Raw genomic sequence first — 17,240 nt, 5'->3', positions numbered from 1 at the left:
TCCGCCGCGGCAGCGGGCGCCTCGGCGGGAGCCGCCTCAGCCGCGGGAGCCGCCTCGGCAGCAGGCGCCGCGGGTGCCGACGCCTGTCCGGGCTTCTTCAGTCCGCCCTTCATGGCAAAGCCCTTGGCCGCGGCCGGCTTGGCCTCGGTGGTGGCGGCGGCCGGGGCGTCGGCCGCAGGAGCGGCAGGAGCTTCGGCGGCCGGAGCGGCGGGTGCCGATGCCTGTCCGGGCTTCTTCAGTCCGCCCTTCATGGCAAAGCCCTTGGCCGCGGGTGCGGCGGGTGCCGCCGGTGCCTCGGCAGCGGGTGCCGCCTCGGTGGCCGGAGCGGCGGGTGCCGATGCCTGTCCGGGCTTCTTGAGCCCGCCCTTCATGCCGAAGCCCTTCGCGGCCGGTGCGGGTGCTTCGGCGGCGGGAGTCGCCTCGGCCGCCGGAGCCGCGGGTGCGGCGCCGCCGGGCTTCTTCAGTCCGCCCTTCATGCCGAAGCCGCTGGCGGCGGGCTTGGCGTCGGCGACGGGTGCGGCGGCGGGGGCAGCAGCGGCGGGTGCCGCGGCCGGAGCGGCTGCGGGCGCGGGGGCCTTCTCTTCGACCAGGGCGACCGGCGGAGCGGGCTGCTCGACGTCGCCGGGGCCGCGGACCTTGCCCTCGCGGGTCACGTCGATCTCGCGGCCGCGCTTGACGCCCTCCAGCAGGAGCTGGGCGACGTCGACGACCTCGATCTGGTCCTCGTTCTCGGTCCCCGCGGTCTGCGCGGTGACACCGTCGGTCAGCATGACGCGGCAGAACGGGCAACCGGTGGCGATCTTCTGCTTCTCACCGGTGAGCACCGGGCCGTCGGCGAGGGTGTCGAGGGCCTCGTCGACGCGGTCGATGTTGATCCGCTTGCCGATCTGCTCCTCCATCCACATGCGCGCACCGCCGGCGCCGCAGCACATGGAGCGTTCGCCGTGGCGGGGCATCTCGGTGAGGGTGGAACCGGAGGCCTCGACGAGCTCGCGCGGCGCGTCGTAGACGCGGTTGTGGCGACCGAGGAAGCACGGGTCGTGGTAGGTGACCGATTCGCCGCCGGGGGGCGCCACCGGGATGAGGCGCTTCTCGCGGACGAGGCGGTTCAGCAGCTGGGTGTGGTGCACGACCTCGAAGCGGCCGCGCTCGTCGTCGACCTGCGGGTATTCGTTGCTGAGCGCGTTGAAGCAGTGCGCACAGGTGACGACGATCTTCTTGCGCTGCGTCGGCGCGGTGGCGAACAGCTCGTCGAACTGCTCGATGTTCTGCTGCGCCAGCATCTGGAACAGGAACTCGTTGCCCGCGCGGCGGGCCGAGTCGCCGGTACACGTCTCGCCCTCGCCGAGGACCAGGAAGTTGACCGCGGCGGTGTCGAGCAGTTCGGCGACGGCCTTGGTCGTCTTCTTGGCGCGGTCCTCGTAGGCGCCGGCACAGCCGACCCAGAAGAGGTACTCGAAGCCGGCGAAGCTGTCGACGTCCTTGCCGTAGACCGGGATGTCGATGTCCATCTCGTCGATCCACGCGGTGCGCGCCGACGGGGCCTGGCCCCACGGGTTGCCCTTGTTCTCGAGGTTCTTGAACAGGCCGGCCAGCTCGGACGGGAAGTCCGACTCGATCAGGACCTGGTAGCGGCGCATGTCGACGATGTGGTCGACGTGCTCGATGTCGACCGGACACTGCTCGACGCAGGCGCCGCAGTTGGTGCAGCTCCACAGCGTCTCGGTGTCGATGACGGCGCCCTCGCCGTGACCCTGGGCCTCGCCGACCAGCGGCCGCTCCGCCTCGGCGCGCGCGGCGGCCGGGATCGCGTCCAGCTTGGCGGTCAGCTCCTTGCCGTCGGCGTCGACCAGGCCGACCTCGTCGCCGCCCATGTCCTTGCGGCCGCCGGCCAGCAGGTAGGGCGCCTTGTCGTAGCCGTGGTCGCGCAGCGACATGATGAGCAGCTTGGGGCTCAGCGGCTTACCGGTGTTCCAGGCCGGGCACTGGCTCTGGCAGCGACCGCACTCGGTACAGGTGGTGAAGTCCAGCCACGCCTTCCAGCTGAAGTCCTCGATCCGGCCGGCACCGAAGGCATCGGTGTCCGGGTCGGCGGTCTCCATGGTCAGCGCCTTGCCGCCGGACATCATCGGCTTGAGCGCGCCCAGCGCCACGCCGCCGTCGGCCTCGCGCTTGAAGAAGATGTTGGGGAAGGCCGAGAAGCGGTGCCAGGCCACGCCCCAGTTGACGTTGCTGCCGACCAGCAGCAGGAACAGGCTGCCCGAGAGCAGCTTGATCAGCGCGAAGATCGACACCATCAGCGGGCTGGCGGGCAGCAGCTTGGCGACGTTCATGGTGAAGAAGTCCGACGCCGGGTTGCTGTGGTGGTAGGTCGCGATCTTGCCGGCCTTGACGAAGACCATGCCCAGGCCCTCGACCAGGACGATCGACTCGATCGTGTACGCCGGCAGGAAGCGCGAACCGGAGAAGCGGGACAGCCGGGCCGGGACGCGCGGGTGGTTGAGCTGGCGCAGGACGATCAGGGTGAGGATGCCGACGACGGTGCCGATGCCCAGGAGCTCATCCCAGAGGTGCCAGCCGAAGGTGTTGCCGATGATCGGCCAGTGGAAGTCGGGGTTGATCGCCTGGCCGTACGCCTCGAAGAACAGCGGGAAGCCGCCCAGGAAGCCGATCATGACTAGCCAGTGCGCCCAGCCGACGGTGCGGAACTTCGTCATGCGGGTGTGGGCGAGGAACTCTTTGAGCATCGTCCACAGGCGCGGCAGGAACGGGAGGAAGCGCCCGGGGGCGGGCTGACCCTGCGCCACCGTGCGGAAGATGCGGACCACGCCGCGCCCGAAGTTGGCCCAGCAGAAGAGGCTGAGAACAGCCCCGATGAGTCCCAAAGTGATCGTCGTTGCGCTCAACGATGTCACCTCGCCTTTCGTCAACACGAGCGGGTACTACATACCGTCGTGAATACGGTAGAGGTTCGACCCGGTGTTGCGCCTCCCAGGCTTACCTAACTTCGCTGGTCAGTGACCTGCGCTACTTTCTCCAGCTCGACGAGCCCGTCCTCCAGATAGTCCAGCAGGCGCTGCAGGCTGGGGAGCTGTGCGCGGGCGCCGATAAGACCGAATCCGATCTGGTCGGCCGCGGAGGTGAGCGTGATGTTGAGGGCGTTGCCCGACGTCGCGATCGACACCGGGTAGCAGCCGTCGAGTTTGGCGCCGTTCCAGTACATCTGGTTCTTCGGGCCCGGCACGTTCGAGATGATCAGGTTGAACTGCGGCGGGGTGAAGTTGACGAAGCCGGGGATCGACATGAACGCCAGCGGCGCGATCGTCGCCGCGCCCAGGGCGAGCGCCTGGATCGGCTGCAGGCCGCGGATGACGTTCTTGCTGGCGTTCATCGACGCGACGAGGGTCCGCAGCCGCTCGGCGGGATCGGGGTTGTCGGTCGCCAGGTTCGCCATCACGGCGCTGACCGCGTTGCCGTCGTCGGCGTCCCCGACGTGCATGGACACCGGGATCATCGCGATCAGCGGCTCGTCGGGCAGTGACCCGTTCTCGATCATGTAGGTCCGCAGGGCCGAGCTGCACATCGCGAGCACGACGTCGTTGATGGTCACACCGAGTGCTTCGGCCACGGTCTTCATCCGCGACACCGACCACTGGTCGGCGGCAAAGCGACGGGCGCTGCCGATCGGGACGTCGAACATCGAGCGCGGCGCGAACGTGCCGGGGGAGACGAAGTCGTCGTCGTTGAGGGCCTTCCAGGCCACCTGGCCGGCCGCCGGGACGAGGCCGGCGACCTGGCCGGCGAGGTCGGCGGCCGCGCCCACCTGCTTGCCGATCTGCTTGCGGAGACCGCCGAGCAGGCCACCGTCCGGTTCCCGGTCCAGCACCGCACGGACGGGCTGGGCCAGTTCGGGGACGGGCTTGCGCTTGCGGAGCTTGGCGTCCCACGGCGCCGTGCACTCCCGGTTCTCCGGGTCCTCGGACAGCGTGCGGGCCAAAAGGCGCATCGCCGTCACGCCGTCGACGAGGGAGTGGTGGACCTTGGTGTAGAGCGCCAGCCGTCCGTCGGCGAGGCCCTCGATGATGTGCGCCTCCCACATCGGCCGCGAACGGTCGAGCAGGGTCGAGTGGTTGAGCGAGACGTAGTGGAAGAGCTCGCGGATCCGGCCCGGCTTGGGCAGTGCGATCCGTCGGACGTGGTAGGCCATGTCGATGTCGTCATCGACGCTCCAGGCCAGCGACCCGACCAGGCTGAACGGCTGCGCCGGCCGCCGGCGGAAGGTCTCGCTGATCTCCATGTTCGAGGTGAACGCGGCGTGCACCTCGTCGGCCAGCTGTTCGGCCGTCTGGCCCTCGCGGGGGACGAACAACTGGAGCCCACCCACGTGCATCGGTTGTTCCCGCGTCTCGGCGATCAGGAACATCGATGACGTGACGGGCATGTACTGCATGGGTTGATCCCCTCCGGAAGCGGTGACGCTGGTGCCGCAACCCTATCCATCCGGCGACGCGCCGTGGGCGGGTCCGGCGACCTTGTGACGACCCTCTCGGGTGTCAGCGCCTACGGTGTCGGGATGGGTACACGACGGGTGGGTCGCTGGGGGCTCCTGACGCGCCTGGTGGTGCTCGGCATCCTCGCGGTCGAGGGCATGGTCGCGGTGTCGGCGACCTGGGCCTATGTCTCCGCGCGGGGCCGGGTGGTGGCGCCCGCGGACGTCGACGCGGGGTCGACGGCGCTCGTGCTGGGTGCGAAGGTGTCCGACGGGGAGCCCGGCGAATACGTGCGGGCGCGGCTCGACACGGCGGTGCAGCTCTACCGATCCGGCCGTGTGGCCACGATCATCAACTCGGGCAACGGCGCGTCGCGGTACGGGAGCGAGACCGACGTCATGCGCGCCTACCTCGAGCGGCAGGGTGTCCCGGCGTCGGTGATCCGCGACGATCCGGCCGGTTACGACACCCAGCGCAGTTGTGCGCGCGCCCGGTCGGAGTTCGGCCTGGCGAAGGTCGTGTTGGTGACGCAGGACTTCCACCTGGACCGGGCGATCGCCCTGTGCCGCCTGGACGGCCCCGATCCGATCGGTGTCGCCGCACCCTGTCCGGATTGCGCGTGGTGGACCATCGCGCGCAACCATGTGCGCGAAACGCTGCTGGCCCGTCCGCGGGCGCTGTTGTCTACCGTGCTGCCGTAGCGGCCGGCTCGTCGACCCTGCGCTTGCGCAGCGTCGGCATCGGCAGCCGCTCGCGCCCGGTGAGGTAGAGCGAACCGGGCAGCCGGCGCAGAATCTCCACCAGCACCAGCGAACCGGCGACGGTGAGGAGATAGACGGCCATGGTGCCCAACGGCTGGTGCAGGTGGTTCATCAGCCACGAGTTCTCCCCGCGCCACTGCATCCCCACGACGAAGAACAGCACCAGTACGTGCACCAGGAAGACGCTGAACGACCGGTTCGACGCGTAGGAGACCACGCGGGCGAACCGCGGCGTCGCATCCCGCTTGTAGTGGCTCCAGAGCAGGGCCACCGAATACAGGCAGGCGATCGCGACGATCAGGAACGGCAGGAGCGTCGGCTCGAAGGCGCCCGCCGAGGCGCTCGGCGGCGGCGGTGGGCCGGGGGACATCTCGGCCTTGGCCGAGACGCGGCGCAGGAACTCGTAGAGCGCGTAGCCGCCGGTGCCCACCAGTGCGCCGCCGAGCGCGAGGTAGACGTAGCGCGCCTGCGGGCCGGTGAGGGCCCGGGCGATGGCGTCGCGGTGGATCGCGGCGACCGCGCCGTACACGAGGAAGAACTGGTACGGCAGGAAGGTCGCGTAGTGGTGCCACCACGGGTCGGTGGTCGGCAGCCAGTGGGTGATGGTGACGGTCGTCAGCACCTGCAGTGCGAGGGAGCCGCCGAGAACCACCGCGTGGTACCCCTTGGTCGCCTCGAGCAGCCACAGCAACAGCGGGAACAGCAGGTACACCTGGACCATCACGAACAGGAAGTACATGTGGAAGCCGCCGCCGCCCAGACCCCAGGCGAGGTTGTGGCCGAATTCGGAGAGGTCGCCGCCCACCGTCGACGGGAAGTCGCGGAACGACGAGGAGCCGGTCAGCCCGCCCCAGAGGTAGCCGCCGAGATCCTTGGCGTCGCGCGTGAAGCGGCCCTGCGGGAGCAGGATCTTCACGGTGAAGTAGATCGCGGTGAAGATCACGTAGGGGTAGGCGACGAGCTTGATGCGCCGGCGCCAGAACGACCACGTGCTGAAGTCCTCGCGGCCGTAGTACTGGTAGGCCAGCACGAATCCGGTCAGCGCGAAGAAGGTGTTGCGGGTGAAGTGCAGGAACAGGCCGGTGCCCGTGACGCCGATGCTGTTGACCTCGTCGGCGGTCTGGGTCAGCACGTGCACGAAGATCACCAGCGAGAAGGTCGTCGCACGGATCAGGTCCAGGTGGTGCAGGTAGGCGCGCTTGGCGGGCTTGCCCGTCGAGGCGGGAGCCGGACCGGCAGCATGCGCGATGTCCCGCGCCTGTGCTGTGGTCATGGCTGTTTCCCCTCGAAACGTGGATTGTCTGTGCCCGGCATCCGCGGCGTCATCGCCGCGGGAGAAGCAACAGAGCGCCAGTCTAACCGCCGAACCTGGGAGTCGCCTGATTAATGCTTAGGCTACCGAAGTGTTTTGGGTCACCCCGGCGGCTGCGGGCCCCACCAGCCGGTGGCCTTGCCGATGTCCTTGTCCAGGGCCGGGGCGAGGCTCCGGGCGAAGGTCGCGGTGAAGTGGTGGGTGTCGCGGTAGACGAGGATGTTGCCGACGATCGCGGGGCAGTACCCGTCCTTGCAGACCGCCTTGGTGTAGTCCAGGAAGGTGATGTCCGGGTAGTTGGGGGCGATCTTGAGCGCCGGGTCCGTCTTGGCCAGCGCGACCTTCTCATCGACGCCGCAGATGTGCGACTTGCGGCCGGACATCAGGCACTCGGGCGGGTTCTGCTTGTTCTCCAGGTGGGTCCACGGGGTGTCGCGCATGGCGATGACCTTCTGTCCCCAGGCCTTGAAGTCGTCGAAGACCTCGACGTAGTCGATCGGCACGTAGTCGCCGGGGCGCTTGTCGTCGGCCTCGGTCGGGCGGGTGCTGTTGGTGAAGATGAAATCGGGCTTGTCCTGCTGCAGTCGCTTCATGACCTTGGCGGCCCACCGGTTGCAGTCCGGTCGATCCTTGCCGTACCACTCGAACATGTGCGTCTTGACCAGCGCGCAGCCCACCTTCACATAGGTGGTCACCTTGAAGTGGCGCTTCTTGCCGAGCTTGTCGATCGCGGGCAGCCACATGTCGGCGTGCGAGCCGCCGGCGATGGCGATGGTGCGCGTGGCGGTCGTGTCGCCGTAGACGCCGACCTTCACGGTGTCGTCGTTCCAGCCGGTGATCATCACGTTCGGCTTTTGCCACGTCTGGCCGCGATCCATGTAGGCCGCCTCCGGCGGCGGCGCCGGGGTGACGTGCGGCGCGGGCACGCCCCACAGGTAGGCCAGCCCGCCGGGGTAGAGCTTGGGATCCAGGTTCATGGTGTCGACGCGGATGTTCGCGGCGCGGTGGATCCAGACCGCCGACGTGGTGGCCGAGGCGATGGTCGCCAGCACCAGACCGACGACGAGGATCCGGCGGTACAGCGGGGAGAAGCCGGTACCGCGCCCGGCGCGCAGCGGCGTCTCGATGAAGCGGGTGACCAACCAGGCGAGCAGGACCGAGATCGCGAGGATCGCGGTGCCCTCCAGGAAGTTGGCGTGGTCCTTGTAGCGCCAGGTGAGGAAGAAGATCAGCAGCGGCCAGTGGATCAGGTACAGCGCGTAGGCGATGTTGCCCAGCCACACCATCGCCGGTCGGGCCATGAGGGCGTTGACGTCGCGGCGGTCGTCGACGTCGAGGGAGGGTGCGTCGTCGGGGCGGGTCGCGGCCGATCCGGTCCAGATGATCAGCAGCGTCGCACCGGCCGGGACGAGCGCCAGCGCGGCGGGGTACTCCTGCACGCCGGCGATCCACCAGCCGGAGGTGATGATCAGCAGCAGCGCGACGACGGTGAGGGCGTTGCGCACCGCCGGGCGCAGCACCACCCGCGGCATCCAGATGGCGAGCAGGCCGCCGGCGAGGGGCTCCCACAGGCGGGCGATCGTGTCGTAGTAGTTGACCGGCTGGTTGATGCCGTGCCGGTAGTTGGCCCACGCGAAGGACACGACCGTGACGGCGAGCAGCGAGAGCCCGACGATCAGGCGGATCCGCTTCGGGTCGCCGTACTCGGGCCGGCGGGTCGCGGCCCACTTGAGGAGGCCGCCGAGGGCGAGCGCGCCGAGCAGGGTCGCGAGGAAGAACTGCCCCTGCATCGACATCGACCACAGGTGCTGCATCGGGCTGGCCGCCGACGTGGCGGCGCCATAGTCCTGGGAGGTCAGGGCCAGCAGGTAGTTCTGGAAGTACAGCCCCGAAGCGATGACCTCCTTGCCGAGCGGGCCGAAGCGCGACGTCGGCATGATCAGGGCGATCAGGATGACGATCGCGAACAGGACCAGGTACAGCGCCGGGATCAGGCGGCGCAGCAGCCGGGACAAGCGCGGCCAGGGGTTGATCGCCTCGCGCCACGACACGCTGCTCGGGTTGGTCACGGTGACGTGCTTGAGCAGCGAGGCGACGAAGAAGTAGCCCGACAGGGTGAGGAACACGTCGACGCCGCCGGACACCCGGCCGAACCAGACGTGGAAGATGGCGACGAGCGCGATGGCCAGGCCGCGCAATCCGTCCAGGTCGTGGCGGTAGGCGGTGGGCTTGGTGGCGGCCGGCTGCGGGGCGGGTTCGCCGGCGGCCGTCGTCGTCGGGCTCGCAGTCACAAGGTGCCAGGGTAGCGCGTGAGCCTTAGAGGACCTAAGCAGCGCGCGGGGTGTGCCCGGCAAGGCCGTTTCCTCCGTTTCCGCCGAGTGGGCGGTCGATCTCGCCGAGTGGGCGGTGATTTGCACCGAGTGGGCGGTGTGGCAACCCGCGTCAGGCCGCGCCGTGCAGGTTCTTCGCGGTCTTCGACGTGGGGACCTGCGCGGGGTCGGGGTAGGTGCCCAGGACGCGATCCGCGGTGCCCGACGATGTGACCGTGTACCAGTAGTGCTCGTTCTTGAAGTGGTGGTAGCGGTGGTTCTTGTAGACCGCGCGGTACGGGCGGTGTCGCGGCTTGTAGTCGGTGTGGATCAGGTAATGCGTCCACTCGTAGAACAGGAGGAACGCGGTCACCGTCAACAGGAAGGTCATCCCGAGCTCGACCCGGCTGAACGCGAAGACCCCGATCAGCGTGAGGACGGGCAGGAGTCCGACCAGCACCGGCCACGGGATGAAGATGAGCGGGATGTCGCGCGGGTCGCGGTGATGGCGGCGGTGATCGCGCGGCAGGACCCAGTCGATGGTCACGCCGCCGATCTTGCGCGGGCGCCAATGCAGGATCCCCACGTGGATCAGCCATTCGACCAGCGGCGAAACCGCCAGCAGGACCACGACGACCAGCGCGTCGGTCCACCGCCAATCGCCCAATGCCAGTCGGGCGACGAGCGCGCCGACGAGGGGGATCGCGATCATCCACGGGGAGGGGTGTCGCCAGAACTCGGCGAACGCGGCGGGCAAGGTTGTGATGCGCTTGGCCCGCGAAGCCCGGGGCGTCGACGGGGCGTGATCGGTCGTCATGAGGGCCTCGCTTCGGTGGAGAACGCGTCGAAGACGCGCATGAGCTCGGTTGTGCCGGGGGCCAGCAGGTCGTCGGCGGCGCGCCGGGCGGCGGCGGGGTCGTGCGCGGTCAGGGCATCGACGAGCGCGTGGTAGCCGTCGACTCTTCCGACCTCCCCGGCCATTGCCGCGGACAGGGCGGGCAGTGCCGGCTCGTACGCGGCGCGCAGTGTGTTGTTCATCAGCCGGTAGACGATCGAATCGGCACCGTCGACGACGCGCCGCCAGAACTCGAGGGCGAGGACCTGCAGGGCGAGCGGATCGGTCTCGTCGGCGATCTCGTCGACGAGGGGAGCGAGCCCGTCGATCTGTGCGTCGGACATCCGCTGCGCGGCCAGGCCGGCGACGATCGGCGCGATCTGCGCGCGGGCCTCGACGATCGAGCGCGCGACGGCGAAGTCGATCTGCCCGTCGTGGGCGAGGAGGAGTGGCAGGACGTCGAGGCCGCCGTCGCGCCGGATGTCCCGCACGGTCGTCGTATCGCCCTGTCGGATGTGCACGAGGCCGGCGGCGTCGAGCCGCTTGAGTGCCTCGCGCACCGCCGGTCGGGAGACGCCGAGGGTCGCGGCGAGGTCGCGCTCGCTGGGCAGCGCACCGCCGGCGGGGAGGTCGCCGCTGACGACGCGGCCGGCGATCTGTTCGTAGACGTCGTCGGTGAGGGATCGGCGGACGACGGGCTGGAAGGTCACCCGTCCAGCGTGCGCCGCAACTGGTCAACCTGTCAAGTGGTCAGACCAGTAGCGCCCACTCGGCGTGATTCACCGCCCACTCGGCGGTACTGGGGAGGGGCTACTCGTCGTCGATGACGTGGATGGCGGCCTCTTCGGCCGACGCTCCGGCGCCGTCGACGCCGACGTCGGTCGCGAGCAACTGCTCGTCGACGTCGGGACCCGCGCCCTCATCCGGCGCGACGAGGCGACCGGCGCGCTGATCGCCGACCTCGTAGGAGGACGCGTCCTGGTCGTCGGCGTCGGCTGTCGTGTCGGGCTCCTCCTCGGCGAGGCGCTCGTCGAGGGTCTCGTGGACGTCGTTGCCGCGCTCGTAGTCGTGCGGCGGGTAGTCCGGCGGCGAGTAACCGCGGTCGAGGACGTCGCCCAGCTCCTCGTCGGCCAGCATGTCGCCCGGCTGCAGCTGTTCGACGTTGTAGTCGCCGTCGACCTCGTCGGAATCGTCGCTCATGACTGCAGCGTATCCGGTGCAGGTCGCTACCACCGGCCGTCGGCGCGGGGCACTTGGGCCCGATAGGTTGGGACCATGTCACGTGCGAGTTGGTCGTTGCTCCCCGCCATCGCGGTCTACGCGATCACCTGGTGTTGGGTAGCGGTCAGCGCCCCCGATCGGGTGCCCATGCACTGGGGCCCGGCCGGCGTCGACCGATGGGGCAGTCGAACGGAGTTCCTCACGTTCTCACTCGTCACGGCCGGATTGATCGGCGCCCTCATGATCGGACTGGGGATCGCCGCGTCGCGCCTGCCCGCCTCGATCATCAACACACCGCACCGCGACTACTGGCTCAGCCCGGAGCATCGCCCGGCCTTCGACGGGCTCATGCGCACGATGATGCTGGACATCGCGGCGCTCATCTTGCTGCTGTTCGCCGCCATCAACGTCATCGTGGGCGCCGGTGCGGCCGCGACCAACGTGCTGGTGATCGTCTTCCTGCTGGCCCTGGGTGTGGTCATGGTCCGTCCGATCGCACGCCTGTACCGGGAACCCCCGCGCTCCTCGCGCTAGCGTGTGGCGATGGGAAACATCGACTACGAGGTTCGCGACGAGGTCGCGCATGTGCGCCTCAACCGGCCCGACAAGCACAACGGCCTGACGCTGGACATGATCGACGACCTCGCCAAGGCCGCCGATCGAGCCGCCAAGGACCGGTCGCTGCGCGCGGTGATCCTCTCCGGCGAGGGCAGGTCCTTCTGCTCGGGCCTCGACTTCGCGTCGGCGGGCAAGGAGCGCGGCCGGATCATGCGCAACCTCGTGCCCAAGCGGTCGTCGGCGGCCAACAACTTCCAGGCCGCCGGGTGGGCGTGGCGCAGCGTCCCGGTGCCGGTCATCGCCGTCATCGCCGGCCACTGCTACGGCGGCGGGCTGCAGATCGCCCTGGGCGCCGACTTCCGCTTCAGCGCACCCGACGCCGACTTCTCGATCCTCGAGGCCAAGTGGGGCCTGATCCCCGACATGTCGCTCTCGGCCAGCATCGCGCAGCTCACGAGCATCGACATCGCCAAGCGGCTCACGATGACCGGCGAGATGTTCGACGCCCCGCAGGCCCTTGAATGGGGACTGGTCAGTTCCGTCGACGCCGACCCGATGGCCGCCGCCGCCGATCTCGTGGACACGGTCAAGCAGCGCTCGCCCGATGCCGTCGCCGCGTCCAAGGCACTGTTCGAGAACACCTGGTACAGCGGCTCGCGGATGTCCTTCCCGGTCGAGCAGGCGCTGCAGGTCCGCCTGCTGCGCGGCAAGAATTCGGCGATCGCCCGCAAGGCCGGCATCGCCAAGGAGACGCCGCACTTCCTCCCACGGCAGTTCTGAGCCGCGGATCGGGGACTCAACTTTTTTCGCCAATCGGGAATGGAACCCGATCGGCCGCCGTTGGACCTACCGAGAAACTTGAGTGAAGAAGGCTCAACAAGAGTTGACCGACTCGATGTCGGCGACTAGAACTTGAGTCGGAAGCGCTGAGGTTTCGCGAACCAAAGACTTCAGGACACGGTCCACGACCACCGGTCGGCGACCACTTCAACAGGAGGAACAACACATATGTCCCGTGCTGTCGGAATCGACCTGGGAACCACCAACTCGGTGGTGTCCGTACTGGAAGGCGGCGAGCCCGTCGTCATCGCGAACGCCGAGGGCTCGCGCACCACGCCGTCGGTCGTCGCCTTCGCGCGCAACGGCGAGGTCCTCGTGGGCCAGCCCGCGAAGAACCAGGCGGTCACCAACGTCGACCGCACCATCCGCTCGGTCAAGCGCCACATGGGCGACACCGATTGGTCGGTGGAGATCGACGACAAGAAGTACACCCCGCAGGAGATCAGCGCCCGCACGCTGATGAAGCTCAAGCGCGACGCCGAGGCCTACCTCGGCGAGGACGTCTCGGACGCGGTCATCACGGTGCCCGCGTACTTCAACGACGCCCAGCGCCAGGCCACGAAGGAAGCCGGTCAGATCGCCGGCCTCAACGTCCTGCGCATCGTCAACGAGCCCACCGCCGCGGCCCTGGCCTACGGCCTGGACAAGGGCGAGAAGGAACAGACCATCCTGGTCTTCGACCTCGGTGGCGGCACCTTCGACGTCTCGCTGCTGGAGATCGGCGACGGCGTCGTCGAGGTCCGTGCGACCTCCGGCGACAACGAGCTCGGCGGCGACGACTGGGATCAGCGGATCGTCGACTGGCTCGCCGACAAGTTCAAGGCGGCCAACGGCATCGACCTGACCAAGGACAAGATGGCGATGCAGCGCCTGCGCGAGGCCGCCGAGAAGGCGAAGATCGAGCTGTCCGCTTCGCAGAGCACCTCGATCAACCTGCCCTACATCACGGTCGACGCGGACAAGAACCCGCTCTTCCTCGACGAGCAGCTCACCCGCAGCGAGTTCGAGAAGATCACCGCCGACCTGCTCGAGCGCACCCGTGCGCCGTTCCAGGCGGTCATCAAGGATGCCGGCATCTCTGTGGGCGACATCGACCACGTGGTGCTCGTCGGCGGCTCGACCCGCATGCCCGCTGTCACCGAGCTCGTCAAGGAGCTGACCGGTGGTCAGGAGCCCAACAAGGGCGTCAACCCCGACGAGGTCGTCGCGGTCGGCGCAGCCCTGCAGGCCGGTGTCCTGCGCGGCGAGGTCAAGGACGTGCTGCTGCTCGACGTGACCCCGCTGAGCCTGGGCATCGAGACCAAGGGCGGGGTGATGCACAAGCTGATCGAGCGCAACACCACGATCCCGACCAAGCGGAGCGAGACCTACACGACGGCCGAGGACAACCAGCCCTCGGTGCAGATCCAGGTCTACCAGGGTGAGCGCGAGATCGCCTCGCACAACAAGCTGCTCGGCAGCTTCGAGCTGGGCGGCATCGCACCCGCTCCGCAGGGTGTCCCGCAAATCGAGGTGACCTTCGACATCGACGCCAACGGCATCGTGCACGTCACCGCGAAGGACAAGGGCACCGGCAAGGAGAACAGCATCCGCATCCAGGACGGTTCGGGACTCTCCAAGGAGGAGATCGACCGGATGGTCAAGGACGCCGAGGCCCACGCCGAGGAGGACCGCAAGCGCCGCGAGGAGGCCGAGACCCGCAACCAGGCGGAGTCGCTGGTCAACCAGACGCAGAAGTTCCTCTCCGAGAACGAGGACAAGGTGCCGGCCGACGTGAAGTCGAAGGTCGAGGGCGCGGTCGACGAGGCCAAGAAGGCGCTCGACGGCAATGACACCGCGACCATCAAGACGGCCATCGAGAACCTCTCGTCGGTCTCCCAGGAACTGGGCCAGGCGATCTATGCCGCCAGCTCCGCGGAGTCGGCCGGCGGCGGCGCCGAGGGTGCGGCTGAGGGCGGCGACGACGACGTGGTCGACGCGGAGGTCGTGGACGAAGCCGAGGGTGACGAGAAGTGACCGACCCCTTCGACACCTCCCGCGACCCGGGTGAGCCCGAGCCGGACGTGACCGAAGCCGCTGCGGCGGGGGCCGAGGAGGCCCCCGCCGCGGCGGACGGCGCCGTCGGCGGTGAGACGGGCGGCGACCAGGTCGCCGAGCTCACCGCGGCGCTTCAGCGCGAGCGCGCACAGTTCGCCAACTTCAAGCGGCGGTCCGAGGAAGAGGCGGCGTCGAAGGTGTCGCTGGGCAAGCAGCTCGTCATCGAGCAACTGCTCCCGATCCTCGACGACCTCGAGCGCGCCCGCGAGCACGGCGACCTCGAGTCCGGTCCGCTGCGCGCGGTGTCGGACAAGTTGTCCGCCACGCTCACGGCGCAGGGTCTCACCGCGTTCGGCGAGTCCGGAGATCCGTTCGACCCGGAACTCCACGAAGCCGTGCAGAACGACGGTTCGGGGGCCAACCCGGTCATCGGCTCGGTGTACCGGGTCGGCTACCGGGTGGGTGACCGGGTCGTGCGGCACGCGATGGTCACCGTCACCGACGGCGACGAGCCCGCAGCGGCTCCCGACGCGGAGTAGAGAAGCCGCGAAAACCGATGCAACGAAACGAGAAGGAGGTGACGCCTGATGGCTCCCCAGCGTGAATGGCTGGAGAAGGACTTCTACTCGGACCTGGGCGTCTCCTCCGACGCTTCGGCCGACGAGATCCGGAAGGCCTACCGAAAGCTGGCCGCCGAGCTGCACCCGGACCGCAACCCCGGCGACACCGCCGCCGAGGAACGGTTCAAGCGGGTGTCGGAGGCGAACAGCGTCCTCTCCGATCCGGAGAAGAAGAAGGAGTACGACGAGACCCGGGCGATGTTCGCCGGCGGCCGCTTCCGCGGCGGCAACGGGTTCCCGGGCGGCTTCGGCGGCGGTGGTGGCGGCACCACCTACACGACCGGCGGCGACTTCAACCTCGACGACCTGTTCGGCGGGGGCGCCGGTGACGGCGGCGGCCTCGGCGACATCCTCGGCGGCATGTTCGGCGGGGGTGGCGGTGGCGGACGCGGTGCCACGCGCACCAGCAGCCGCCCGCGCCGCGGTCAGGACCTGGAGACCGAGACGACGCTGTCGTTCCGCGACGCCGCCAAGGGCACCACGGTCAGCATGCGGGTCACCAGTCCGTCGCCGTGCACGACCTGTCACGGCAGCGGCGCCAAGTCCGGCACCACCCCGCGGGTCTGCGCCCGCTGCGGCGGGTCGGGCTTCGTCAGCCGCAACCAGGGCGCCTTCGGGTTCAGCGAACCCTGCCGCGATTGCCAGGGGACCGGTTCGATCATCGACGACCCGTGTCCGGACTGCGGCGGCAACGGCGTGCAGGTCCGTCCGCGGACCATCAACGTGCGGATCCCGGTGGGCGTCGAGGACGGCCAGCGGATCCGGCTGGCGGGTCAGGGAGAGGCGGGCATGCGCGGTGCGCCGTCCGGCGACCTCTACGTCACCGTCCACGTCACCGGCGACAAGATGTTCACCCGCAGCGGCAACGACCTGAAGGTCGAGCTGCCGGTGAGCTTCTCCGAGCTGGTGCTCGGTGCGACGGTGTCGGTCCCCACGCTCGACGGGACGGTCGGGGTGAAGATCCCGCCGAACACCGCCGACGGCCGCACCCTGCGCGTGCGCGGTAGGGGCGTGCCCAAGCGGGCCGGCGGTGCCGGCGACCTGCTGGTCACGGTGAAGGTCGCGGTGCCGACCAAGGTCGACGACAAGGCGACCGAGGCGCTCAAGGCCTACGCCGAGGCCGAGAAGGCGACGGGTTACGACCCGCGGGCCGGATGGGGGCGCTGAGTCATGGCGCCCGCAATCGGCTCGGGTCCGGGCGGTGGCCCGGCGGACGACCGCGAGACCTTCGTGATCTCGGTGGCCGCCGAGCTCGCCGGGATGCACGCCCAGACGCTGCGCACCTATGACCGACTGGGGTTGGTGACGCCCGCCCGCACGAGCGGCGGCGGGCGTCGCTACTCCCGCGGCGACGTCGAGCTGCTGCGCGAGATCCAGCGCCTCTCCCAGGAGGAGGGCGTGAACCTCGCGGGGATCAAGCGGATCATCGAGCTGACGCGCGAGGTCGAGGATCTGCGCGCCGAGCTCGACTCGGTCGCCGGCCAGCGCCGTCGCGGCGAGATCGTCCCGGCGCCGCGCACCACCGCGCTGGTGGTGTGGCAACCCCGTCGGGGCCGGCGTTCCTCCTGATAGCCTCGGCAGGGATCGCCGCACAGCGGCAGTCGGGCGAGTGAGAAGGTGGAAGCGGTGTCGCATGTGATCGGCTTCGCCGTCGTCGACGGTCAGATCGCCTCGGTGGTCCGCGACAGCGCCGATGCCGTCGTCGCCACCAACATGGTCGACCTGCGCGACGAATCCGCGGCGACCATCAGCGCCACCGTCGCCGACCTGGTCTCCTCCGCGCCTTTCGAGGTCTCGCGGATCGGTCTCGTCGCCGCCGACCCGGTGCTGGTCGAGCAACTGCGCGCCGCCTTCGCCCCCGGCCCCGGCGCCCCGCGGTGGTATTCGCTGGTCACCGTCGACGTACTGGATACGGCCATGGTCGGCCTCACGCTCAGCGACCCGGGACTCGGCGCGGACCGCGGCAACGTCGCCCTGGTCAACCTCGACGAGTACACCGCGCCGACCGCGGGCATCCCGATCCTCGCCGTCGACCCGCGCTCGGGTGCCATCACCGGGCGCACGACGTGGCAGCCCGCCTTCGACGAGCCGACCGCCGTCCTCGACCCCAGCGGCGCCGCCAACGTGGCGGGCGCAATCGCCGCGATGCCCGGCGGCGACGCGGTGACCCGCGTCGTGTTCACCGGTTCCGGCGCCGGAGTGCCGGGTGTGCGCAGCGCCTTCGAGCAGGCGCTGGGCCGGCCGGTCGCGGTCGTTG

General features: G+C 69.4%; 14 protein-coding genes and 1 pseudogene. 8 read left to right on the top strand and 7 right to left on the bottom strand.

Annotation, left to right across the window (positions count from 1 at the left end):
• Together QM634_RS08580 and QM634_RS08575 are read right to left on the bottom strand one after the other, a co-directional pair.
• The coding region (locus QM634_RS08580) for a (Fe-S)-binding protein (RefSeq protein WP_415042360.1) at positions 1-2,906 on the bottom strand (2,906 nt) is incomplete at its 3' end.
• 95 nt (positions 2,907-3,001) lie between these two features.
• Positions 3,002-4,450, bottom strand: a complete 1,449-nt coding sequence (locus QM634_RS08575; protein ID WP_415042359.1) for a WS/DGAT/MGAT family O-acyltransferase — start codon at positions 4,448-4,450, stop codon at positions 3,002-3,004.
• 123 nt (positions 4,451-4,573) lie between these two features.
• On the opposite strand from QM634_RS08575, the gene QM634_RS08570 reads away from it, so the two are divergent.
• Positions 4,574-5,191, top strand: a complete 618-nt coding sequence (locus tag QM634_RS08570; RefSeq protein WP_415042358.1) for a SanA/YdcF family protein — start codon at positions 4,574-4,576, stop codon at positions 5,189-5,191.
• On the opposite strand, the gene QM634_RS08565 is transcribed toward QM634_RS08570, so the two are convergent.
• The 5 genes from QM634_RS08565 to QM634_RS08545 all read right to left on the bottom strand — a co-directional run bounded on the left by QM634_RS08565 (position 5,175) and on the right by QM634_RS08545 (position 10,907).
• Positions 5,175-6,524, bottom strand: a complete 1,350-nt coding sequence (locus tag QM634_RS08565) for an acyltransferase family protein (protein ID WP_415042357.1) — start codon at positions 6,522-6,524, stop codon at positions 5,175-5,177. The genes QM634_RS08570 and QM634_RS08565 overlap by 17 nt on opposite strands.
• 140 nt (positions 6,525-6,664) lie before the next feature.
• Positions 6,665-8,854 carry an acyltransferase family protein gene (locus tag QM634_RS08560; RefSeq protein WP_415042356.1) on the bottom strand — a complete coding sequence of 730 codons (2,190 nt, stop codon included), beginning with the start codon at positions 8,852-8,854 and terminating at the stop codon, positions 6,665-6,667.
• 151 nt (positions 8,855-9,005) lie between these two features.
• On the bottom strand, positions 9,006-9,689 hold the full coding sequence (locus QM634_RS08555) for a sterol desaturase family protein (protein ID WP_415042355.1): 684 nt from the start codon (positions 9,687-9,689) through the stop codon (positions 9,006-9,008).
• A complete protein-coding gene (locus QM634_RS08550) occupies positions 9,686-10,417 on the bottom strand; it encodes a FadR/GntR family transcriptional regulator (protein ID WP_415042354.1) in 732 nt (243 codons plus the stop codon). The genes QM634_RS08555 and QM634_RS08550 overlap by 4 nt, the downstream gene beginning before the upstream one ends.
• A 100-nt stretch (positions 10,418-10,517) precedes the next feature.
• Positions 10,518-10,907: a DUF5709 domain-containing protein gene (locus tag QM634_RS08545; RefSeq protein ID WP_415042353.1), complete on the bottom strand. Its 390-nt coding sequence runs from the start codon at positions 10,905-10,907 to the stop codon at positions 10,518-10,520.
• A gap of 75 nt (positions 10,908-10,982) precedes the next feature.
• Between QM634_RS08545 and QM634_RS08540 the strand changes: the two genes are divergently transcribed.
• The 7 genes and pseudogenes from QM634_RS08540 to QM634_RS08510 all read left to right on the top strand — a co-directional run.
• On the top strand, positions 10,983-11,462 hold the full coding sequence (locus QM634_RS08540) for a DUF1648 domain-containing protein (protein WP_415042352.1): 480 nt from the start codon (positions 10,983-10,985) through the stop codon (positions 11,460-11,462).
• A gap of 9 nt (positions 11,463-11,471) precedes the next feature.
• The gene (locus QM634_RS08535) at positions 11,472-12,266 is read left to right on the top strand and encodes a crotonase/enoyl-CoA hydratase family protein (RefSeq protein WP_415042351.1); all 795 of its coding nucleotides are present in this window, start codon (positions 11,472-11,474) and stop codon (positions 12,264-12,266) included.
• 228 nt (positions 12,267-12,494) lie between these two features.
• Positions 12,495-14,342, top strand: coding sequence for a molecular chaperone DnaK (dnaK, locus tag QM634_RS08530; RefSeq protein ID WP_415042350.1), 1,848 nt, complete (start codon positions 12,495-12,497; stop codon positions 14,340-14,342).
• Positions 14,339-14,902: a nucleotide exchange factor GrpE gene (grpE, locus tag QM634_RS08525; protein ID WP_415042349.1), complete on the top strand. Its 564-nt coding sequence runs from the start codon at positions 14,339-14,341 to the stop codon at positions 14,900-14,902. Before dnaK ends, grpE begins: the two co-directional genes overlap by 4 nt.
• A gap of 48 nt (positions 14,903-14,950) precedes the next feature.
• The gene (gene dnaJ / locus QM634_RS08520) at positions 14,951-16,150 is read left to right on the top strand and encodes a molecular chaperone DnaJ (RefSeq protein ID WP_415042348.1); all 1,200 of its coding nucleotides are present in this window, start codon (positions 14,951-14,953) and stop codon (positions 16,148-16,150) included.
• Positions 16,151-16,153: 3 nt separating this feature from the next.
• Positions 16,154-16,552 carry a heat shock protein transcriptional repressor HspR gene (locus tag QM634_RS08515; protein WP_415042347.1) on the top strand — a complete coding sequence of 133 codons (399 nt, stop codon included), beginning with the start codon at positions 16,154-16,156 and terminating at the stop codon, positions 16,550-16,552.
• 57 nt (positions 16,553-16,609) lie between these two features.
• Positions 16,610-17,240, top strand: a pseudogene (locus tag QM634_RS08510) (hypothetical protein); the annotation flags it as partial.

The organism is Gordonia sp. (in: high G+C Gram-positive bacteria) (assembly GCF_047606305.1).
Taxonomy (GTDB): Bacteria; Actinomycetota; Actinomycetes; order Mycobacteriales; family Mycobacteriaceae; genus Gordonia.
This window is presented reverse-complemented; position numbering and strand designations above follow the sequence as displayed.